The sequence below is a fragment of the Leptospira andrefontaineae genome (genome assembly GCF_004770105.1).
In the GTDB taxonomy this organism is placed as follows: Bacteria; Spirochaetota; Leptospiria; order Leptospirales; family Leptospiraceae; genus Leptospira_B; species Leptospira_B andrefontaineae.
On sequence record NZ_RQEY01000016.1, the window covers coordinates 112255 to 132966 of the forward strand.

General features: G+C 39.5%; 22 protein-coding genes. 11 read left to right on the plus strand and 11 right to left on the minus strand.

Translation table 11 applies throughout. The features are described 5' to 3' along the window. Position 1 precedes the first annotated feature (1 nt). Entirely contained in the window at positions 2-1801 is a 1800-nt protein-coding gene (locus tag EHO65_RS10530; protein ID WP_135774098.1) for a hypothetical protein, read from the plus strand. On the opposite strand, the gene EHO65_RS10535 is transcribed toward EHO65_RS10530, so the two are convergent. From EHO65_RS10535 to murA, 4 genes are read right to left on the minus strand one after another with little or no spacing between them, the layout of a single operon-like run. Continuing rightward, a complete protein-coding gene (locus tag EHO65_RS10535) occupies positions 1798-2517 on the minus strand; it encodes a hypothetical protein (protein ID WP_244243500.1) in 720 nt (239 codons plus the stop codon). The genes EHO65_RS10530 and EHO65_RS10535 overlap by 4 nt on opposite strands. Next, entirely contained in the window at positions 2514-3695 is a 1182-nt protein-coding gene (locus EHO65_RS10540; RefSeq protein ID WP_135774100.1) for a SpoIID/LytB domain-containing protein, read from the minus strand. Before EHO65_RS10540 ends, EHO65_RS10535 begins: the two co-directional genes overlap by 4 nt. Further along, positions 3692-4345, minus strand: coding sequence for a 4Fe-4S dicluster domain-containing protein (locus tag EHO65_RS10545; protein WP_135774102.1), 654 nt, complete (start codon positions 4343-4345; stop codon positions 3692-3694). The genes EHO65_RS10540 and EHO65_RS10545 overlap by 4 nt, the downstream gene beginning before the upstream one ends. After that, positions 4342-5640 carry a UDP-N-acetylglucosamine 1-carboxyvinyltransferase gene (gene murA / locus EHO65_RS10550; protein ID WP_135774104.1) on the minus strand — a complete coding sequence of 433 codons (1299 nt, stop codon included), beginning with the start codon at positions 5638-5640 and terminating at the stop codon, positions 4342-4344. Before murA ends, EHO65_RS10545 begins: the two co-directional genes overlap by 4 nt. A gap of 113 nt (positions 5641-5753) precedes the next feature. Here murA and lnt point away from each other — a divergent pair, with 113 nt between their 5' ends. Next, positions 5754-7535 carry an apolipoprotein N-acyltransferase gene (gene lnt, locus EHO65_RS10555; RefSeq protein WP_135774106.1) on the plus strand — a complete coding sequence of 594 codons (1782 nt, stop codon included), beginning with the start codon at positions 5754-5756 and terminating at the stop codon, positions 7533-7535. Positions 7536-7551: 16 nt separating this feature from the next. On the opposite strand, the gene EHO65_RS10560 is transcribed toward lnt, so the two are convergent. Beyond that, positions 7552-8703 (minus strand): hypothetical protein, encoded by a 1152-nt coding sequence (locus tag EHO65_RS10560; protein ID WP_135774108.1) that lies wholly within the window; start codon positions 8701-8703, stop codon positions 7552-7554. Positions 8704-8817: 114 nt separating this feature from the next. Then, the gene (locus tag EHO65_RS10565; RefSeq protein ID WP_135774110.1) at positions 8818-9252 is read right to left on the minus strand and encodes an LIC_13246 family protein; all 435 of its coding nucleotides are present in this window, start codon (positions 9250-9252) and stop codon (positions 8818-8820) included. Positions 9253-9536: 284 nt separating this feature from the next. On the opposite strand from EHO65_RS10565, the gene EHO65_RS10570 reads away from it, so the two are divergent. The 6 genes from EHO65_RS10570 to EHO65_RS10595 all read left to right on the plus strand — a co-directional run bounded on the left by EHO65_RS10570 (position 9537) and on the right by EHO65_RS10595 (position 13411). Next, positions 9537-10070: an RNA polymerase sigma factor gene (locus EHO65_RS10570; protein WP_135774112.1), complete on the plus strand. Its 534-nt coding sequence runs from the start codon at positions 9537-9539 to the stop codon at positions 10068-10070. Positions 10071-10086: 16 nt separating this feature from the next. Next, positions 10087-10419 carry a hypothetical protein gene (locus EHO65_RS10575; protein ID WP_135774114.1) on the plus strand — a complete coding sequence of 111 codons (333 nt, stop codon included), beginning with the start codon at positions 10087-10089 and terminating at the stop codon, positions 10417-10419. 10 nt (positions 10420-10429) lie between these two features. Next, positions 10430-10783, plus strand: a complete 354-nt coding sequence (locus tag EHO65_RS10580; protein ID WP_244243501.1) for a VOC family protein — start codon at positions 10430-10432, stop codon at positions 10781-10783. A 133-nt stretch (positions 10784-10916) separates the two neighbouring features. Next, positions 10917-11492 (plus strand): hypothetical protein, encoded by a 576-nt coding sequence (locus tag EHO65_RS10585; protein WP_135774116.1) that lies wholly within the window; start codon positions 10917-10919, stop codon positions 11490-11492. 69 nt (positions 11493-11561) lie between these two features. Continuing rightward, on the plus strand, positions 11562-12758 hold the full coding sequence (locus tag EHO65_RS10590) for an NADP-dependent isocitrate dehydrogenase (RefSeq protein ID WP_135774118.1): 1197 nt from the start codon (positions 11562-11564) through the stop codon (positions 12756-12758). Between the two features lie 20 nt (positions 12759-12778). After that, a complete protein-coding gene (locus EHO65_RS10595; RefSeq protein ID WP_135774120.1) occupies positions 12779-13411 on the plus strand; it encodes a hypothetical protein in 633 nt (210 codons plus the stop codon). Between the two features lie 22 nt (positions 13412-13433). Here EHO65_RS10595 and EHO65_RS10600 read toward each other — a convergent pair whose 3' ends face one another. Continuing rightward, positions 13434-14279 (minus strand): response regulator, encoded by an 846-nt coding sequence (locus EHO65_RS10600; RefSeq protein WP_208744050.1) that lies wholly within the window; start codon positions 14277-14279, stop codon positions 13434-13436. A 110-nt stretch (positions 14280-14389) separates the two neighbouring features. Further along, on the minus strand, positions 14390-15589 hold the full coding sequence (gene mazG, locus EHO65_RS10605) for a nucleoside triphosphate pyrophosphohydrolase (protein WP_135774122.1): 1200 nt from the start codon (positions 15587-15589) through the stop codon (positions 14390-14392). A 171-nt stretch (positions 15590-15760) separates the two neighbouring features. On the opposite strand from mazG, the gene EHO65_RS10610 reads away from it, so the two are divergent. Beyond that, on the plus strand, positions 15761-16279 hold the full coding sequence (locus tag EHO65_RS10610; protein ID WP_135774124.1) for a DUF6580 family putative transport protein: 519 nt from the start codon (positions 15761-15763) through the stop codon (positions 16277-16279). Between the two features lie 55 nt (positions 16280-16334). Here EHO65_RS10610 and EHO65_RS10615 read toward each other — a convergent pair whose 3' ends face one another. Further along, positions 16335-17588: an LA_2444/LA_4059 family outer membrane protein gene (locus EHO65_RS10615; protein ID WP_135774126.1), complete on the minus strand. Its 1254-nt coding sequence runs from the start codon at positions 17586-17588 to the stop codon at positions 16335-16337. Positions 17589-17723: 135 nt separating this feature from the next. Between EHO65_RS10615 and EHO65_RS10620 the strand changes: the two genes are divergently transcribed. Continuing rightward, positions 17724-17975: a cation transporter dimerization domain-containing protein gene (locus EHO65_RS10620; RefSeq protein ID WP_135774128.1), complete on the plus strand. Its 252-nt coding sequence runs from the start codon at positions 17724-17726 to the stop codon at positions 17973-17975. 68 nt (positions 17976-18043) lie between these two features. Continuing rightward, positions 18044-18604 (plus strand): LOG family protein, encoded by a 561-nt coding sequence (locus EHO65_RS10625; protein WP_208744066.1) that lies wholly within the window; start codon positions 18044-18046, stop codon positions 18602-18604. Here EHO65_RS10625 and EHO65_RS10630 read toward each other — a convergent pair whose 3' ends face one another. Further along, on the minus strand, positions 18605-19702 hold the full coding sequence (locus EHO65_RS10630) for an ankyrin repeat domain-containing protein (RefSeq protein WP_135774132.1): 1098 nt from the start codon (positions 19700-19702) through the stop codon (positions 18605-18607). Next, positions 19672-20694, minus strand: a complete 1023-nt coding sequence (locus tag EHO65_RS10635) for an AEC family transporter (protein ID WP_135774134.1) — start codon at positions 20692-20694, stop codon at positions 19672-19674. The genes EHO65_RS10630 and EHO65_RS10635 overlap by 31 nt, the downstream gene beginning before the upstream one ends. Between the last annotated feature and the right edge of the window lie 18 nt (positions 20695-20712).

Genomic DNA, 20712 nt, shown 5'->3' on the forward strand with positions numbered 1-20712 from the left:
AATGAGAACTTGCATCCAAATTTTTAAAACAAAAATAATTCCTAAGATCAAGGATCTTTTCTCTAAAGAATCTTTGGAAAATTTTAAAACCGGGTTCAGAGAAAATATATTAAAAGATCCTAAAGTTGGAGCTCCTACAGGCGCAGGAGTTGTACTTTTGGCGATCGGTTTTTATCTTTCTCTCAAAGGATATTCGATTGACTCGGCAATTAAGGATCCTGCTCTTCTCATTCCTAAAAAAGCAAGTATGCTTGTGGAAGTATATCGTCCTGAAGAGTTTGTAGAGGACCTGGAAAAGACGAATTTGGGAAGAGAACTTTCCGATGACGGTACTTTCCAAAAAATCCTAACTTTACCTGAACTCAGAAAGATCAGCTCAGTTTTATATCTATTAGAAGCGAAAGCAGGAGTAATGACAAAGCCGTCCAGGCTCGCAGCATTATTCGATGGGCCAGTGGCAGCTGCGACTTTTCCTAAATCCAATTTTTTACTCGTAGGTAAGGCAAGTGCAAGTTCCAAGTTAGGAGTGAGTTTGATCACTGCTTTTAAGGGAGAAAAGGTCGTAATTAAAGAAACTGCTAAACAAGAAAAACCACAAACTCCTCCGCAAACAGAAGAAGGATATTATACTCCTACCGGTTCTGAAAACACACATTCTGCAGATGATTTCGCTGATCAATTTGCGGCAGGCTCCGAAAAATTCGGAAACTTAGAAGCATTTAAATATGAATTCGGTTCTGGAAAAATTTTAGCGATTGTGCTAGGAGATTTTATCATTCTCACAGACTCAGAAGATCTATTAGAAAAATCTTTAGATCTGGCTTCTTCTGCAAATAATGATTCTTTAGGAAACCAAAGTGGTTTTGATGTTCTTAGAAAAGAAGCCTCTAAAAAAGAAAAAAAGGTCCTGTTTTATGCAGGAACTGATTCTTTGATCGCTCCATTTCTTAAACCTTCCTTCGGGAATTCAGGAGCTGCTTTACTTTTGGGTTGGGAAACCGGAAGAAATCTGGATGGAAAAGTTTTTAAGATAGGTGGAGACAAAAACCAAGTAGTTAGTTCCGGCCCTGCTCTCTCCAAAGTAATACCTCGTGAAACAAATTTAGTATTTTATTCCGAAGAATTAAAACCATCCGAAGTTTGGAAATCTTTAGAATCCATTAGTGGAGAATGGGAACAATTCGGAGAGGGTTTAAATGAATTCGGTAAAAATGCAGGAATCCATGAACAATACTTTGGCTCCGAGAAAGGGGTCGCTTTCAGTTTTAATGGATTAGAATATAGATCAGGAATGGTTTATCCGAGATTTGGGATTTCTTTACCTGCTTCTGTGCCGGACGATAAACTTTTAAAAGCGATTTTCAAAGTTGGAAACCCTGTTAAGGTTTCTTATCAGAATACGAATTTAGAATCTTATCCTTTGCGAAAAGGTGGTTTCTATACTCCTGCTTCTTTGAAAGTAGGAAATTGGAAATACTTAGCTTCCGATAGAAAAAGTGCAGAAGAAACTGTTTCTTCCGGAAATGGAAATCGACCAAATCAAGCCGATCTGTTTTCTTCCGGTCCTGCAAAAGAATTGGCGTATTATCCGCATCATTTAGTGGTCCGTGTGCCTGGAATTTTGGATGATCTCAAAAGTTTTTATTTATACGGAGCAGAAGGATCTCCTGAGTATACTTCTAAAACGATTGATAGAGATGTACAACCTATCTTAGACAAACTAAAAGTTTTTGAACGATTGGTGATCTCTTTCGGTTCCGGAAAAGAAGGAGAAGATTGGGGAAAATTAAAGGTCTTTTAATACCTGGACTTTACAAATTGTGAATATATGTTCTGGATTTCAGTATTTGGAAGTTCTAAAAATGCTCTAAATCTCGCTTCTCCTTTTGTTTTTAAAAGCCAGGAGCCCCAGAGAAAAAGTTTCTGGTATAAGATCTTCTTTTTGGATCCGTTTCTTGCCTGGATTTCTTTAATACAATCTTCGTCGAATTTTTCCCAACTCCAAGGAAATCTGAGATCTACAGATGTTGGTTTCGGATTTGTAGGATATAAAGATTCACAATAAGATTCTTGCATCCAAAAGGAAGTTTCAGATTTGGATTCGGGAGCTAAAAAATGACAGATCTCATGTTTGATCACTGTATCTAAAATTCCTTTTTTAGCTAAACTTTCCGGATTTTGAAAAAAGAATTTGTTACTTCCTGGAGAATAGAATGCGGCCAAACTTCCAGGTTGGCCTGAGTATTTTCTGAATACATCGGAGTTCTCTGAGATAAAGATTTGGGTGTTTTGAGGAATTCTTTTTTCTAGTCTTTCCGATTCGGATCGGATCTCCATGACGAATTTTTCCGCAAATATTTCGAGTAGTCTTTCCGGATTTTTTTGTTTGTTCCAGTCATCTAAAAAGTAAAATTCAAATCCTTCTACTTTTCTTTTGGCAGATTGAGCATTCAATGTTTCAAAAAATAACATTATAAAAAGTAAATATATAATAGATGTAGTAAGAATTGGTTTCAAGGAATTTGCCTCAGTTCTGCTCCAGGAAAATAAAAACGAAGTATCTCTTCCGATTTTGTTCCTCGAAACGCCATTTCTCTTGCTCCATATTGGCAAAGACCGATCCCATGTCCGAATCCTTTTCCTTTAAAATAAAATCCTCGAGAGCTTGTTTCGATCTTAAAATCGTTACTCTTGGTTTTATTCCAGCCCAGTTTTTTACCGATTTTAGATAAGAATTCAGATGCTTGGATATTCCTTTTTCCGGAATAATCCTTATATTCTAAAGATGTTATCCTGGATTCGGAATATTTGGGCTCTAATTCAATGATTTGTTTCACTTCTAAGGCAGATTCCATTTCTTCTTTTGTGATAAAAGTTTCCCAAGAGAAGTATGGAGAATTTTTACATTGAACATCCCCACCGTTTGTATCAGAGCCGGATCTGTAATAGTGTGGATTTTTAAAATTCTTCCAGAGAACAGAAGGAGAAGATAAATTTCCTCCGCAAGTAGAATGAAAGAATGTCTCTAAAACTTTTTCGCTTTTATCTTGCAGAAGTATTTTTTTAGATGAAGAGAAGTTTATATTCTCCTTTTTTAATTTTCCAGAAAATTGGAGGCAATGAGTTAGATCGCAAAGATCGTGGCCTTCTTTGGAATGTCTTCCTAAGTTAGCGAGTGCATAGGAACGGATCATTGCTGATGCGACAATTGTGTATTCCTGTTTCCAATTTGGCTTTAAATTCTTTTCGTCCTTAGGATAAAATAGATCCCCGAATTCTGAAGTCATTCCGATCCCTACATACTCTTCTAATGGAACAGTAAGTATAAGTCTAAGTTTTCCTTTAGAGGATGTGATTTCCAGATCTCCAGAATATTTTTTAGGGCCTTTGTCTTTAGGAATTTCAAGTTCGTATTCTCCGCTCGAAAATAAGATATGTTCCGATCTGGAATTTTTTGCTCCGTCTATAATTCTGATTTGATCTTCTTCTGCTCGGATTAAAATCGTTTTATCTTTTTCTAAACTATTCTTTCCCGAATATTGTATTCTGGAATTTTTTGCGATGATATGAACTGAGTCTGGAGAATATTTTGATAAGATCCCGATCTTTATCTTATTCGGAATAGGATCTGAAATTAAAGAATTAGAGAATAAAAATAAAAACACCAAACCTGAAAGTTTGGAAAAACGGCTCATTGTACTTGGATTGCCTTAGGAAATGTAGGGCAAGAAGAAACGCATAAACCGCAACCTACACAGTCATTCGAAAAATTGGGTTTGTTTCCTTTGAACTGAACTACATTTGGGATTGGGCAGGTGATCGCACAGGTCTCGCAGGTTTTTTCTCCAGTTCTGGAGTTAATACAATGTTGGAAGAAACCTTTTGCTTTTCCAAATTTAGGAGATTGATTTTCTTTATAAGGTAAAAGTGCACCGGTTTGGCAAGCGGAGATACATGGATAATCTTTGCATAACATACATGCATTCAGATTCACATCCATATGAGGAAAATGTTTACCAGTCTTATCGTCTGGAACTGGGAACAGAACCGAGTAAGGACATGCATAGATACAATCACTGCATGCAGTACATTTGGAAAAGAATCGTTTTCCTTTTGCATCTGCTCCGGGAGGAAATTGTAAATTCCTAAAACCTTTAAATTTACTTTTAACTGTTTTAGGTTTGGGGACCTTGATCTGAGTTTTTTTGGGCGGGATCTTTTCCGGTTCTGCTTTTTTATCTTCCTCTACAGCAGTTTTCCAGGTTTCCGAAATTTCATTAACGCCTTCTTCCATTACGGAAAAAGCTTTTGCTAAGCCTTTCCGGAAGAAGTCTTTTCGGTTCATTCTTCACCTATCCTCTCAATATGAGCACCTAGAGATCTTAGTCTAGTATCTATATCTTGAAACCCTCTATCTATCTGAACGATATTATGGATAGAGCTTGTACCTTCTGCGCAAAGCGCCGCGATAATCATTGCCATTCCTGCTCTGATATCAGGGCTCGCTACTTTTTGTCCATAAAGACGATTTGGTCCGATCACTATTGCTCTATGCGGATCGCAGAGAATAATTTGAGCACCCATCGAGATTATATTATCCACGAAGAATAATCTAGACTCGAACATTTTTTCGTGAATTAGAACTGTTCCTTTACATTGTGTAGCAGTGACTAAGGCAACAGAAGTCATATCCGCAGGGAAACCAGGCCAAGGAGAATCGTCTATTTTAGGAGTGGCTCCATGATAGTCCGGAATGATTTCCATTTTTTGATCAGAAGGAACTAATATGCCTCCATCTTGGGGGCGAACTTCTATCCCTAAGCGAGAATATACCATGCGGATCATGCGGATGTCTTCCAGCTCCACATCTCCGATAAAAATTTCGCCGCCAGTAACTGCAGCTAAGCTGATAAAACTACCGATCTCTAAATAATCTGATCCGATCCTATGCGGTTTTTCAGGGGTTTTTAAGGAGCTTACACCTTCGATAGTTAGGATATTAGAACCTATCCCTGAAATTTTTGCTCCGGCAGAAACTAAAAATTTACAAAGTCTCTGCACATGAGGTTCGCTAGCGGCATGACGTAAGATAGTAACACCTTCTGAAAGTACGGCTGCCATGACTGCGTTTTCGGTAGCAGTAACAGAAGCTTCGTCCATGAGAAGGTCTGTGCCTCTTAGTCTATCACCTTTAATTTCGTAACCGTCCGGAAATACTTCGATTTGTGCGCCAAGCGCTTCTAGTGCGAGAAGATGAGTGTCCATTCTTCTCCGCCCGATCTTATCTCCACCCGGTCTTGGTAAAAACACTCGCCCTGTTTTGGCGAGGATGGGACCTGCAAGCGTGACAGCTCCTCTTATCTTGGAACATAGTTCTGCAGGAAGATCCGACTTTAGATTTCCATTATTACGAAATAAGAACGTTCCTTCTCCCTTATCTTCTACTTCCATTCCTAAATGGCGTAGAACGTCCATGAGCATTAGCACGTCTGAGATCTGGGGAATATTTTCGATAATTACTTCGCCAGGAACTAAACAGACGGCGCCTAAAATAGGTAAGGCTTCGTTTTTATTCCCTTGGGGCATTACAGTTCCATGAAGAGGATTTTTACCGACAATTTTGAAGTATGGAGAGCTCATGATTCGACCAGTGTTATTGGTATACTCATGCTTCCTTCTCCTACGGCAAGCACTTCATCAGAGCTGAAATAGATTGACTCAAAAGGTTTTTTTTCCGATCAACGTTGGTACAAATGGATTCTTTTTTACATCGTTTTAGAGAGTTTCAAAAAACACTGTTTTTCGACTTCTTCTGTTTTCTCTGGGTGGGGGCGTTCACATTCTTATCCTTTGCTCCTTTTTATCTAAGCCATTTAGTTTGGATCGCACCTTTCGGTCTATTTTGGATCACTCATAAATATTCCGGAAGATATTGGAGATTGGTAGGTTACGGTTTCCTATTTGGGGTATTCTTCTATGCAATTGCATTCCATTGGATCCATCATATGGCAATGGTCTTCGGGAATTTTCCTTGGCCTCTTGCATTTATAATTCTTCTTTTAGCCGGAGTTTTATTCGGAGCTAAATTCCCTATCTTCTTAGTATCTTACTCCTTTCTTTCTAGAAGGGCAGGTAAACATAGCGTTTGGGTAGCAGGTGTTTGCGGAATGGCCGCAGATATGATCGGCTATCAACTATTTCCTTGGTATTGGGGAAACCTGGCAGCCGGTAATATCATACTCGCTCAAACAGTGGAGATCACAGGAGTTTACGGACTTTCGTTCTTAGTATTCGTAGTCTCTTATACACTCTTTGAAACAAATCTATTACACCTTCCTGAAATTTTAAGATCCAAAGATAAAAGATCCCATTTTATAAAATTCTGGACCTTACCCTTTGCGTTACTTCTTCTTTTCGTTATCGTAGGTTCCACTTTGTATTTGAAATGGAAGAATGTAACTCCAACTAAAACTCTCGAAGTTCTCGTAGTCCAGCCGGATGCTCCTATGAGTATTCGTGATGAAAGGGGAAGATCTCCTCGAGAAGTAATCGAAGATCTAATGGGCAGAATGGACAAGATGGTGGAGAACGCTGTCCAAAGAGCTGGTAAAAATCCTGATCTGATTATTCTGCCGGAAGCAGGGATCCCATATTTTTCTGCAAATAGGGAACTATTAAAGATCAAAATGGGAGATCGTATCTATTGGCCTAGATTCGATTCCTTAATGGTGTCTTTTGCGAACAGATACAAGGCTACAGTATTCTTTAACGAAATTGATGCGGCTTATAAAACCAAAAGTTCCGGAAGAGAATATCTCAGATACTTTAATAATAACGTAGTATACGATCCGAATGGAGTGAGAAGGCAAGCTTACCAAAAACAATATTTAGTAATGTTCGGTGAGACAATGCCTTTCGAATTCATGTATGATCTAAGTCCTCAGACCGGAAGGTTCGATCCGGGAGAATCTTTCGATCTTCTACATTATTATTCTGATATCCCTAAAGAAAATCCTCCTACAGTTTTACCGGTTACTTGGGAAAAGACAGAGGGGTTGGATGCAGAATTTGTTAGAAATTATTATTCCCCAACTCATACTGAATTAAAAGACGAGGGTATTTTCCTTCCTTTGATCTGTTATGAAGTAATTGTTCCGGAGTTTGTGAGAAAGTTCAAAGATTCCGGAAATCCTCAGTTTATAGCAAATCTTACCAATGATAAATGGTATGGGACTACTACTGAAAGTGACCAACATTTCGAGTTAGGAAGATTAAGAGCGATTGAATGGAGAAGATGGCTAGTCCGCTCTACTAATTCCGGGATCTCAGGTTACGTGGATCATCTAGGAAACTTTATAGAAGGTAAATCCACTTCACTTATGAAAGCGGAAACCAGTTGGCAACAAATCCAAGTGATAGATTCTCCTCCTGGATTTTATATTCTTTATGGGAACCTGATCCCTTGGATTATGATCGTTCTAACTGGAATATATTACGGAAATCTTCTGCTCCGTAATAAAAAATCAGAAGCCTAAGTCGCGAATTTGCAACCTAAGGATTGATCAGATAGTAGGAAAAAATCCCCCGGAAGTTTTTATCTTTCGGGAGATTTCCTTCCGGTACTTGGGCGCAATCCAGTTTAGAATCGGTTATATAGTAAAGCTGGTAAGGTTTTGTAAAAAATAATCGAACAAAGAATCTAAGCACTGCGGAGATATTAGAAAGAACGTAGATCTGCCCAATCGTATGTTTTCGAGAAACCGTTAAACTACAGGAACCATTTTCATCTAAGTAAAACTTTTCTTTGATTGGAAGATCGTATCCTGAAAAAGGTTCCGTTTCCGATTCTAAAACTTCTGACTTCAAGACTTTCGCAGAGAATAACATTTTCCCGGAAGGATCTAATGCACTTACTGTTCGAACTTCTTCTCCGGGAAAGTTTTCATTCCCAATAAAGCCGCCTGCGAATAATCTTTCTCCTGCACTATTTATGGAGCGATACAATTCCCAACGTCTGCTGTACTTATATACTTCGTAGTTGGTAAGAAGATGTTCCATTCCGCCTCTTCCGTTTAACTCCATTCTATTGCCGTTTAATACCAAATATCCTTTTGCAGGAACAGAGGAGAATGCCATATCCGCTTGTACAAAACTATCTTTTTCCGGTAGATGTATCTTTCCTCCGGAAAGAGAAACTGCTTTGGACCAACCTGTTTTATAACTAATAACAAGTTCAGCAGTGTCCGTGATCATTTTGATCTCGGGTCCAGCTTCTCCTTTATAAACTGAACTATCATAAATTTCTAATTCTAGATTTCCGCTCTCTGCTTTGAGCTCCTCTTTTGAATATTCTCTGGTGGAAAATTGGGTACCATTCTCTTTGTCGTAAACGACTAAACTTACTCCGCAGTTTTTGGTGCCTGGTCCTAAATTGCTCACTATGAATGTTGCAAAGATCCAGGTTTTATCATCCGTAAAGGAATAGTTCCAGGCTTGAAAATAACCTTCTTGGGCGTACGGATGAAATCCCATTTCATGTTTGCTTGTCTTTCTTGCCTGGATTTTTGTCTCCTCGGCAGAAAGTTTCCATTCTCCTAAAGAGTAAAATATTAGTAAGAATACTAAAATGGATTTGGAAAGAATGGTTTTAGATCGTTTAAAAGAACATTTGTTCGCCGAAAGATTTTCGGATGAGAAAAACATGGGGATCAATTCCTAACCCTAGCTTTGTTCTCCGGCAAGCAATTCTTGCCCGGATGAAATCAATTTTCAAAATTTTGTTTATATCCGAAACGACGGATTCCCTTGTTTTTTCGATCAACTACAGTCCGAATCTATCTTATCCTCTTCCGATCTGGAAGCTGGTACACAAGAGGATTCGAAAATATCACTTAAACATCTGATCTCGTAAGAAGGATGATCCTTTACTCCTTTTGCTTTCATTTCGTCTCTTTCCATTCTAATCCCATCTACATGTATCCAAGAGTCCGATTCTGATTTTCCTTCGGTTTCTATACGAGCATAGATCAGATATTCATAATCTCCGAACTTCTTCATAAAAATTTTAGAATATCTAAAATCAGTTCTTACCAATTTTCTTCGGAAGTAACGTAGTTCATTGGATTGAGAACCTTGGAGAGAATCATAGAATCTATTTACGGAATGTATAATTCCTAAAAAACCCAATTGGTCTGTTTTCAATTTCATCCAACCGAAATGTTCCTCTATATCTTTGTTCCTTCTCGCCTTCATAAAATCCTCCGGGGAAACGGGTTTTGGCCGAAGGAAATGGCTGAAAAAAAATTTAGAGTTTTAGAAAAAAATGGGACCTAAGGGATACACTTACCTTTCTCACATGGGACCTTTGAATCGAACTTCAGGAGTTTTCATGCAGAGCATTTTAAATTCGAATGGGTTCTGGTCCGGAATTCTTCCTTTTTGGATCATTTTTTTTCCGTTTCAAACCAATTCTTAATAAAAAAAATCCAAGGAAAATCCCATAGCAACAACTACCTCTTTAAGGAAAGAGAAACACATTGGGATCCTTGGACACGATATACAGACGGGAAAGAGATAGAATCCTAGCATGGGTTCGTTCCAGGGTTGCGGATCCGGAAGAAGCAGAAGATCTTCTTCAGGAATCTTTTTTAACCGCTGTAACTGAACTGGATTCCGCTGGGTCTATAGAATATCTTTTAGCTTATGTGTACGCAGTTCTTCGAAATAAAGTCGGGGACTGGTACAGATTTAAAAAAGCGGGGAAGTATTCTAACACTCGTTTAGAGCAGGAGTTTTTCTTAGAGGACGCATTGCTGGATAAAGCGGCAGGACCTGAAAAGGAATTTTACAGAAGTCTTGTGCTCCAGGAATTAGCGATCGCTATTGAAGAACTTCCTGAAGAGCAAAAATCTGCGTTTGTTGAAAACGTGTTCGAAGGAAAATCCTTCAGAGAAATTTCGGAAGCAACCGGAATTCCAGAAGGAACTCTCTCGGCACGAAAATCTTACGCTAAGGATTTTTTAGCAAAACGTTTGAAGGACCTGAAGGTTTTCTTTCTGGAAGAGTTTTGAGTTTTGGAGGAAAACCATGCACGGTTCAGGCGAGTTTAGACATAGATTAGGGAAATTTTTTCTGATCATATTCTTTATGCCGTTGTTCTTTTTCGGTTTGGCTTATGCGGTTTGGCAACTTTGGAACTGGTTGCTTCCTGATATTTTCGGGATCAAGCAGATCAGTTACTGGCAAGCTTTAGGTTTGTTCGTTCTTTCGCATATATTGTTTAAAGGCGGACATTGGTTTGGTCAAGGCCATCATCATGGTCATAGAGAAAGAGCACATTGGAAACGTAGAATGAAAGAGAAGATGAGACACAAACTTCAACAGAAGTTAGATCAAATCGATCGCGAATTAAGGGAGTAAAATTATGTTTATGGAAGTAAATCATATCGGTATCACCTCCCGTGATCCGGAAGTAAGTGCGAATTTTTATCGTGAAATTTTCGGTCTCCCCCAAGAGGAGGAGACCGAGAAAGCAGCGAAAGTTTTAGGTATCGGAAAATCGAATATAGCGATCTATGGCGAGAAGGATGATCCTTCTTCTCCCGTATTTGGGTCCGGATGTGATTTTGCAATTAAAGTAGATCCGAAAAGTTTCCGTGAGATAGAACAAAGATTATTCTCTCAAAGATTGGAATATGGGGTTCGTAAATCTTCTAAGACACTTTTTCTGAATTTCCAGGATCCGGATGGATACTTGGTTGAATTGATGTGTGAAGAGGAATAGAGCCTAATCTTTATATAAAGGTTTATTCCTTGGGTACCAAACCTTTCCCATAAGTGGTTTATAAGAACAGAATTCAAGACTCAAGATAGAGATTGCCAAAAAAGGCCGGACAAAAATTGTACTCTTTACCCACATGGAAACGGAATTACTGGGCCTGTTCTGGACAGAAAAGATCAAGCTCAGCCAGTACACTATCCAAACCGTAAAGGATCTAAGCGATTCACAGCTGGATCATACCGACGCGTTGGGCGAAACAATTCGAAGATATCTGAATTCGATAGTCGCTTCTGACTTTTTATTCCGCCTTTCTCTTCCGGTCTCCTTAGGGATCAGTTCTATACTTCCTATTCCAAGACAAACAGAGTCCGAGGTCGAAAAAGACCTAGTCAAAGTAAGAGACCTGTTTGGTTCTCCGGCGCTACCGAGCAATTTGAAAGATGTGATTGTGAGCTCCGCAGAAGGTCTTTATTTCGAAGGATGTAATCCTTCTCTTCTCCCCACCTTGGAACGCTGGAAAAGGATTCTTTTACGTTTGGAAAAGTCCATCGCCGGTCTGAATGGAAAAGATTCTTTAAAATATCGTTATTTTTCAGTCCTTGGGATTGTTTCGCTCCCGGTCGCTATCAATTACTTCTCCACCCAAAACTTATACTATCTCCGAAGCGGAATCTTGAAAATAAAGGAGAATCCTTCTTTCCCGAAGTCCTAAGTCCTTAGAAGATGGAAAAACCTAAGGTTTAAAACCTACAATCCATCTGACATTCTAAGGAGAATTCCAATGGCTAAAATTAAGGTGAAAACTCCTCTCGTCGAGCTCGACGGGGACGAGATGACACGTATAATTTGGAAAGAAATTAAGGATCGTTTCATTCATCCTTATCTTGATATTGAATTAGATTATTATGATCTAGGCGTAGAATACCGCGATAAAACTGACGACAAAGTCACAGTCGATTCTGCGAATGCTATTTTAAAATACGGAGTGGGTGTTAAATGTGCTACCATCACTCCGAACCAAGATCGAGTTGTAGAATACAAACTCAAAAAAGAATGGAAGTCTCCTAACGGGACCATTCGTTCCATTCTGGATGGAACTGTTTTCCGTAAACCGATCATCGTAAACAATATCCCTTCCGGAGTTAGATCCTGGGAAAAACCAATTGTAGTTGGTCGTCACGCTTTTGGTGACCTTTACAAAGATACCGAGCTTTATATTCCAGAAGCAGGAAAAGTAGAGATCGTTTTCACAACTAAAGACGGAAAAGAAAAAGAAAGAGTTACTATTAACGATTTCGACGGACCTGGTGTTGTGATGGGACAGTTCAACTTGGACAAGTCCATCTATAGCTTCGCAGAAGCTTGTTTCAACTATGCGATTTCTGAAAAGATCAACGTATGGTTCGCGACTAAAGATACCATTTCTAAAAAATACCATGCTCGTTTCCGTGCGATCTTCGACGAAGTTTCTACTAAAAGAGCGGCGGAGCTGAAAGCGGCGGGCATCGAATACTGGTACTACTTGATCGACGACGCAGTTGCTCAGATCGTTAAGAACCCTGGCGGAATGCTTTGGGCTCTAATGAACTATGACGGAGACGTAATGTCCGATATGGTTGCATCCGGATTCGGATCGTTAGGACTTATGACTTCTGTTCTTGTTTCTCCGGACGGAAAATTCGAATACGAAGCGGCTCACGGAACAGTGACTCGTCACTATCGTCAATATCAAAAAGGTGAAACCACTTCTACCAACTCGGTAGCTTCTATCTTTGCATGGACTGGAGCTCTTGCTAAGAGGGGAGAATTGGACGGAACTCCTGACGTGGTTGCATTCGCAAATAAATTGGAGAAGGCGGTAATCGACACTATCCAAGCTGGAGAGATGACCAAGGATTTGGTCCTACTTACCACAACCAAAGGCCCGAAACAATTAGATACCTTCCAGTTCATGGAGGCTATCCAAAAGCGTCTTTAATCTCAATGGGATTTTTACCCGTGAAATCTAAAGATACAAACAGAAGAAGGAGCCATTTGCGGCTCCTTCTTTTTTTATTTTTGATCACACCTATTTTTGGTCAAAAGCTTAGCTTACCTAAGGACCCAACTCTTCCGAACGAACCAAGTCTGGATGCAAGAGGGGACACTCCTAATTCCTCCAATTCTTCGAATAGCCAAAACTCTGGCCCAAATGTGAAGGCATTCTTTTGTGATGGTAGGACGATCACCGGAACTTGGAAAGCGGCACCTAAAGAGTTTTCATTTAAACATACGAGAGAGAATGTACAATATTCTAAAACCTTAAAGTCGGAAGAAGTATCCAGAATTCTTCTTAAGGCCTGGAAACTGGTCCAAGGAAAACCAAATTCTCAGGGAGTTCCTTATAAGGCAGAACCTTGGGAGATACATTATAAAACTAAAAATGGAGAAACTTTCGAAAGAATAGGTGAGATCAAAAAAGATTTTGGAGAACTCAAGATCCAAAACGAATTGGGAGAAGCGAATCTGTTTTTCTATTGGATCGATCTATTATTCGAAAACAAAACCTGGTTCTCTAAATTGCCTAAGATAGAAGGCGATATCAGAAGAGAATGTCATCCGGACGTGATCGTCGGGATAGAGTTTCTCTAACTTGCTTGCGGGTTTCCGTCCCTTATTTCAAAAAATTGCAGATCTCTTGCATATCGTAAGGTTTAGAAAATAATTCCACACCATTTGGGATCTTGTCCCTAGTAAAAGAAGATTCTTCCGCAGCAGAAGTTATCCCCAATCGTATCTGAGAGAATGCAGGATTCTTTTGGACAATACTACAAAGTTCGTTCCCGTTCATTCCAGGCATGTACATATCAGTAAAAATTGCCTCGAAATCCTGAGGATTTTCTTCCAAAATTTGGAGTGCATGTTTTCCGGAAATTGCAGTTTGGACTTCCGCACCTTTTGATTCTAGTAATCTTCTGAACAATACTAGGTTTAGTTCAGAATCATCTATAATGAGTACTTTCCTTTTTGCTAAACTAGGATTCTTTTGAGAAGGGGCCTTTTTCTCTTCTATCAGATCTTTTATGATCTCATCTATCGTGGATTGAAAGGAACTCAGCTCTTGGGTTTTTTCTATAAAACCGTCTGCACCTGCGTTATGAGCGATCATTCTATTTTCCTCTGTAAAATCAGAGGTAACAAATATGATCCTAGCTCCCGAGGATGCGAATTTTTCTTTTTTAGTTTTGCTTCTGATCTCCCTACAAAGATCGAAACCTGTTCCACCTTCTAGATGGATCCCCAAAGTGATTAGATCGAATTTATCCTTTTTAGCAAGCTGCGCTGCTTCTTCCATAAGAGATACTTTTTGGACCTCGAATAAGGATGAAGAGAACTCGGTGGAGATAATTTCAAGTATGACCTTGCTTGTATCTACGATTAGTATTTTAAGTTTTTCTGAAGGCAAACCGGCGCCCTCTCTTAGGTCGCCTTGGTAGGGTATTTCCTGGTTCGCGTTCATGGTAGTAGAGACGGATAGAACTTTCGATCTAGATTGGAAAATCCGTGTCTTTATTAAGGAAATTTATTTTATACTTTTGATATATATCTGCATATCCCATAACGGATCATTCACTCTTCTTTGCCGGATAAGGCCTTTGTATATTCGCGTATTGAACCTACGATTGCCTCGTAAATATCTTCCTGGGTTTTATAAGAATTTCCAGACAAATCTTCCCAGGTTCCAGGATTCTTTTCGGATAAATTCAGGTAGAAGATCGGCTGGGCTTTTCTGCCCCAGGGATCAGCACTTGGCAATACTGTCATAGAGCCAAACGCCGAGAATACTAAAGAATATTCATTTGATTTGTAGGAAAAACTATATGTTTTGGGCCAATCTGTTTCAGGACTTTGTTTCCAGATTATAAAAGAAGAAAGTCCGCGGATCAATTCTGAAACATTACTCTGTTTTTCTTCCAACGGATTTTGAGTTTGTTTTTGGAGTCCAGTCTTTGCTTGGTTCCAGAGTTTTTCCAGCTCGTCCAAAGGAGTTTCTGAAAATTTACGATCCGATTCTCCAAGTCTTGCTTCTATATATTCTATTCTATGTTTGAACTTTGTATTAGTTCTTGTGAGAGAAGATTCTGCAGATACACCCAGTTTTCTTGCCAAATTCACTATAGTAAAAAGAAGATCTCCTAATTCTTCTTCTATCCTGATTTGATTGGAAGAAGGATCGGAAATACCTCTGATCTCTTCTAGGAACTCCTGCAATTCTTCATTCAGTTTTTCCTCTACACCTTTTATATCTTCCCAATCGAAACCTGCTTTGGCTGCCTTCTTCTGGAATTTTTCTGCTTTTAATAGAGAAGGGAATGTCTCTGGGACTTCGGATAAAATGGATTTAGGTTTAGAAGTTTTTTGTCGGAGTTGTTTTTCTTTCTCTTTAAATAGATCCCAGTTTGCAACTACCTCGTTCGCAGAAGAGATATCTTTTGTTTCAGGATCGAATACATGAGGATGCCGTAGCACAAGTTTTTCTGCCACGTCTTTGGCAACTTCTTCTAAACCAAATGCACCTCTTTCCGATGCTATCTGAGAATGAAGAACTACTTGGAATAATAGATCTCCAAGTTCTTCCTTGGTATGTTCGTCGTTTCCTTTGAGTATTGCTTCTACCACTTCCTGGGATTCTTCTATGAGATAAGGCACCAGAGTAGAATGTGTTTGCTCCCTATCCCAAGGACAACCTTCCGGACTTCTAAGTTTAGAAGTTATGTCTTGGAGAAATGCCATCGAGTTTGGATAGTCTTTCGGGTCTGGAGCTTTCATTAAATACTAGGCTTGATTTTCGATTCCGAATTCCCAGCCTTTTTCCCGGAAATGAAGATTGACTGGTGGATTTATCCTAACATCCTATCCGAAAATCCCTGTTTAATCCTAAGTGCTTTTCAATTTAGAGTTCTTATGTTAAAATCGGGTAAAAAGGATACCAGAAAGAACATGTCACTATCTAAAAATTTGGTAGCTTTCGCATTACTTGTATTTGCGGTTCTCAGTCGTTTTCTTCCTCACTTACCGAACTTCACTCCGGTTTTGGCGATCTCTATTTTCGCTGGGGTTTATTTCTCTAACCGTTGGTTAGCGATCGCTCTTCCTTTGGGAATTATGCTTTTAAGCGACCTAGTGATCGGTCTTCACGATATGATCCCGGTTATTTACGGATTATTCGTAGTGTATGCAATTGTAGGAATGAAAATTAAAGATCGTTTAGGTCTTGGATCTTTGGCAATTGCTGGTCTTGCAGGTTCGGTTTCATTCTTTGTGATTACAAACTTCTTTGTTTGGTTAACTTCCGGAATGTATACTTTGAACGGACAAGGATTAGTAGAATGTTATATTGCTGCGATTCCTTTCTTCAAATATAGTCTACTCGGAGACTTTACTTATGTTTCCGTTCTGTTCGGTTCCTATTATCTATTGGAAAAGAACGGATTTGTTGCTTCTACCCAAGCAGCTTAATTTCCTCTAATAATGGCGCCGCATCTCAAGCGGCGCTTTCCATTCTTAAATCTTCTTAAATAGTCAAAGTTAAACTTAGATAAATTCCATAGAATTTATCATGCACGTCTTTTTGTAAGGCTGAGCCTGTAGAAATTTGATCTAAGGGTTTGGATACCTGATTCAAAAATAGTATATCGCCAGGCGCTCCTGGAAAAACATTCGGATTGTAATTATAACCGGAAACTTTCGAGATCAATTCGGTATACTGAAATCCTAAAGTATATTTTAACCAACGGCTTCTAAGTAGAGAAAGACCAAAATCTATTTCATATCCGGTTCTACTAAGCACGTTTTCTTTCAGTCCGCCCGGAGGAGCAGTGTCTAAAATATAAGGCCCTGCAATTCCGTTCAAAACCCCTTGCGTGTTTCTATTATAATGTCCTAAAGTCCTGAAATAATCCGCTTTAAAATGTCCTAATAAAAATGCGTTGAAGTTCTTAAAGATCCTAACTCCGATTTGAGGACCTAATCCTCCTGCTTTTTCTTCCGATTTTCCGAAACCGTAATTTCCCGGAATCACTCCGTATTCGCTGGATGTGATATCTAGGTTTCTTGCTCCTACTGCTATACCGATCCTTCCGGTTGCCGTATGCATATACCAAGCGAAGTTTAAAGAATAATCTAATCTTCTGTATTGAACCGAATGATATTGGACTGGAGCAAGTGCAGACAATACGGAGGCCGTGTCCACAGTTGTGTAAGAAGGTTTGATCTTTAGATCTAAATAATTGAATTCTATTCCGAAAGTTTTGGCAGTATTCAAATAAGAAAGTTTGATCGGGAAGGCGGTCTTAGTATTGCCTTGAGGACTTGAATAACTTGTGATACTATCATTCAATAAGTTCGGATTTACACCTGCATTAGCTGCAGAGGTTTGAGCGTTCTGATAAGCTCCAGAGGCCGAAAGGATTGTATTGTAGTTATTTACTCCGATATTTTTTTGCCGGGCTAATACCTCCGACTCCCAAGTCGATTGTAATGCTGCAAATTGGATATCTAAGGTAGGTCTGGTATAAGGTTTGGATAATTCTTGGTCATGAAGTTCGTTTCTAACATCGGCTGCTTGTTTTCTCTTTTCTGCAGCGAGGAGTGCCAGCCTTCTTCTTTCTGCCTGAACCTGGGATTTACCGGCTTGGTATTCCAGCTCGTCTGCTTCTTTTTCCAAAGTTTCCGGATCTGGTAGTTTTCCTTGAGAATATACGGGGCCGGAGACAAATAAAAAAATGCCTAAGAATAAGGATGCGGAAAGTTTCAGAAAAGTCTGCAAGGTCTACCTCTCAGTATTTCGCGTAGCTTTTTAAACGGAAAGACTAAGTATCTTGGACGCAAGACTCCAATTCTTTTTTATAGTAAGAATGAAAAAAGGGAGGAAGTATTTTCCCAAAATCGAAAGTTTTGAGGTATGGCTTTCGACTTTTCGGATGAATACAAAGAGATTGTCCAAAACATTCTTTCGGAACGGTTTTCCGAGGTTTCGAAGATCTATGATCTTAAAGCCAGATCTAAGGGAGAAAGGAAATTTCTTGAGTTTCGATTGGAATTCAAAAAGGATACCCATCCTTCCGAACATCATAAGATCTTGGGAACTTTACTAGACGATCTAAAACAAGAATTCCCATATACTGAAATTATCATTTATCCGAACCAAGGGTAGCTCCAAAATCTTTCCTAGATCTGCTCCTTCTTTCAAATCAGGTTGCCAAACCTAATTCAAAATCGATCCTGACTCAGATGAAACCAGCCATTTGTGTATTCTGCGGTTCCAGACCTGGCAAGGAACCTCGTTATCTTCAAGCCGCAGTATTCTTAGGTCACCTTATGGCAACAGAAGGAATAGGGCTGGTGTATGGAGGAGCAACCTCCGGTTTAATGGGAGCGGTAGCCGATTCCGTTTTAGAAAAAGGCGGTACTGTGATCGGTGTACTTCCTGAGTTCCTTTCCAGTAAAGAAATTGCTCATAAAGAAATTACGGAACTTATCTTAGTTCCAACCATGCACGAAAGAAAACTTCTGATGTACGAAAAATCCTTCGCATTCATCGCACTTCCTGGCGGGATCGGGACCTTAGAAGAATTAGTAGAAGTCACTTCTTGGAATCAGCTTGGAGTTCTTTCCAAACCAATCGGAATACTGAACGTAAATGGATTTTTCGATCCACTATTACAACAGTTGGATCATATGGTAGAAGAAGGTTTCTTAGATTCTCAAACCAGAGAATGGATAGAAGTCAGCTCGGATCCAGAAGAACTTTTTGAAAAGATCATCAAAAGAAGTAGGATCTGATTACTTTCCTTCTTCCGGATTCAGGAATTGTTTAAATATCTGGTGTAGAGCCGGGCTTTCAGAAGCTTCTGCAAGAGCTAAAGGAGAATTTCCTTCCTTGTCCGTAGAATAAGGAGAAGCTCCATTCTTCACTAATAATTCGATCAAATCTGTTTTTCCAGATTTAACCGCTAGAAGTAACGGAGTGCGACCAAGCATATCACGAACTTCAGCCTCGTAACCGTTGCTTAGAATTTTTTCCACAGTATCCGTTTTTCCTTCGGACGAAGCTCTGAATAACAAAGTGATCGTAGCCTTGTTTACAACTTTCAGAGTGTGATGGAATTTCATCCTGTCAGCTTCTTCTTTGGCTGTTTTGCCGCTTAGGTTTTTGGCCAAAGGATCAGCACCTAGGTTCAGCAATCTTTCCAGACATTCTACACTATCGTACAATGCAGAAAGAAGAAGTGGGGTATTTCCGTCTTGGTCTTTATTCTCCATCAAAGAACGAACTTCTTTGTTCTCAGAAAATAGATCCAATATTTCATAATCATTATGTAGTGCAGTTAAGTGAAGGATTGTTCTTCCTTCGGAGTTTTTCTTTTTAGGATCGGCTCCCTTTGAAACCAGATATTCTGCGATCTCTAGATGACCCATATCCACCGCGAGTAGAAGAGGGGAATAACCTTCTCCATTTCTAGATTCTATATCTGGAGGATGATTGGGAAGATCGAATAAGATCTCTACCAATTCTAGCGTTCCCGAACTAATTGCTCTGGTTAATGGAGTATTTCCATCCATGTCTCTAAGTTCAGGGTCCGCGCCATAATCTAAGAGTATTGTGGTGAGTTCAGTGTTCTCAGATTCTAACGCGAGAAGTAGTGCGGTCTCTCCTCTAGAGCTGGTCTCATTCGGGTCGGAGCCATATTCTACTAAAAGATTGGTGGCTTCCTTATTTCCTTCTTTGATGGCCCAATACAAAAGTCCGCAGCCGTAAGAATCTCTGAGTTCAGGAAATTCTTCTGCGAAACCATCTCTTGTCGCAGCCTCTGATAATAAGGCGCGAAGGGTTCCGTTGTTACCTGTTTTTACTGCCCGAAAAAGATCGTTCCAGTCCACGCCTGATTCTCCAGGAGGTAATACAATCCTAAGGTCGTTAGAAAAGAAAGCGGTATTCCAATTCCGACTAGGGAAACAGCTAATCTAGGTGAAAGTCCCCATTCTGCTGCAAGAAGACTTCCCGTAATCATAGGAGCCATTGCTGATTCCATAATGAGTATCTTAAAGTTTCTAAGAAAATTTTCGCCTACATTCTTCTCTGAATAATGGAAGAATGTTCCGAAACAGAGCCAGATCAAGGCAGGGCCGATTATAAGTTTAAATACTAAGCCGAATAACAAAGGAATTCTTATCCTAAAAGAATCGTCTGATTCTCTCTTGGGATTTTCGGCATTTGGTTCTTTGGAATTGATCCGAATGGTTCCAGGAAGTTGGTATCCGACTGAAAAAAGAGCCAATGGGATCAGAGTGTCTCCGATCCTTGAGATTGCAGATTCAAGCTCTGGAGGAACAGAAATCGGACGAGAAGCCAAAGAAACTAGTAATGCTATAAATGGAGGGAATGTGAATAATGTTTTCCAAAGAGAGGATTTTGTTTCTGAGGATTGTAGTGTGTGTCTTGCTTTGGTTCCTAAATAAGTTCCAGGAATGGCGAGAGTCAGAAATGTTCCGAGTTGGTCTATGATCAGAACTGTGGGAAGTCCCTCTTTTGAGTAGTAGGATTCGATCAGCGGAATTCCTAAAAAGGAAGTGTTTCCGAGTCCTGCGGAAAGACAAAGACAGATGATTGTACTTTCTTTCCAATTCAGTAGTTTTCCGAAAAAGCTGAAAAATAAAAATCCGGATCCAAAAAGTACCCAAGGCATGGCTGCAAATGTTAAAAAATTCCCATCTAGAGAAGCATGACGCAAAGGTCCGAACTCCATACAAGGGAGGGAAACTGAAATGATAAATGAATTGATAACTTTATGAGAATCGGCAGGAAACTTTCCTTTGGTCCGGATGAGTATCCCGAACAGAAAACAAAATCCGATTACTATAAAATTAGACATGGATCGATCCTTTTCACC

Bases quoted from the DNA above. Each gene is read 5' to 3' on its own strand.
- EHO65_RS10530 (WP_135774098.1), top strand. From the start codon at position 2: ATGAGAACTTGCATCCAAATTTTTAAAACAAAAATAATTCCTAAGATC.
- EHO65_RS10540 (WP_135774100.1), bottom strand. From the start codon at position 3,695: ATGAGCCGTTTTTCCAAACTTTCAGGTTTGGTGTTTTTATTTTTATTC.
- EHO65_RS10545 (WP_135774102.1), bottom strand. From the start codon at position 4,345: ATGAACCGAAAAGACTTCTTCCGGAAAGGCTTAGCAAAAGCTTTTTCC.
- murA (WP_135774104.1), bottom strand. From the start codon at position 5,640: ATGAGCTCTCCATACTTCAAAATTGTCGGTAAAAATCCTCTTCATGGA.
- lnt (WP_135774106.1), top strand. From the start codon at position 5,754: ATGGATTCTTTTTTACATCGTTTTAGAGAGTTTCAAAAAACACTGTTT.
- EHO65_RS10560 (WP_135774108.1), bottom strand. From the start codon at position 8,703: ATGTTTTTCTCATCCGAAAATCTTTCGGCGAACAAATGTTCTTTTAAA.
- EHO65_RS10565 (WP_135774110.1), bottom strand. From the start codon at position 9,252: ATGAAGGCGAGAAGGAACAAAGATATAGAGGAACATTTCGGTTGGATG.
- EHO65_RS10575 (WP_135774114.1), top strand. From the start codon at position 10,087: ATGCACGGTTCAGGCGAGTTTAGACATAGATTAGGGAAATTTTTTCTG.
- EHO65_RS10580 (WP_244243501.1), top strand. From the start codon at position 10,430: ATGGAAGTAAATCATATCGGTATCACCTCCCGTGATCCGGAAGTAAGT.
- EHO65_RS10585 (WP_135774116.1), top strand. From the start codon at position 10,917: ATGGAAACGGAATTACTGGGCCTGTTCTGGACAGAAAAGATCAAGCTC.
- EHO65_RS10590 (WP_135774118.1), top strand. From the start codon at position 11,562: ATGGCTAAAATTAAGGTGAAAACTCCTCTCGTCGAGCTCGACGGGGAC.
- EHO65_RS10600 (WP_208744050.1), bottom strand. From the start codon at position 14,279: ATGAACGCGAACCAGGAAATACCCTACCAAGGCGACCTAAGAGAGGGC.
- mazG (WP_135774122.1), bottom strand. From the start codon at position 15,589: ATGAAAGCTCCAGACCCGAAAGACTATCCAAACTCGATGGCATTTCTC.
- EHO65_RS10610 (WP_135774124.1), top strand. From the start codon at position 15,761: ATGTCACTATCTAAAAATTTGGTAGCTTTCGCATTACTTGTATTTGCG.
- EHO65_RS10620 (WP_135774128.1), top strand. From the start codon at position 17,724: ATGGCTTTCGACTTTTCGGATGAATACAAAGAGATTGTCCAAAACATT.
- EHO65_RS10635 (WP_135774134.1), bottom strand. From the start codon at position 20,694: ATGTCTAATTTTATAGTAATCGGATTTTGTTTTCTGTTCGGGATACTC.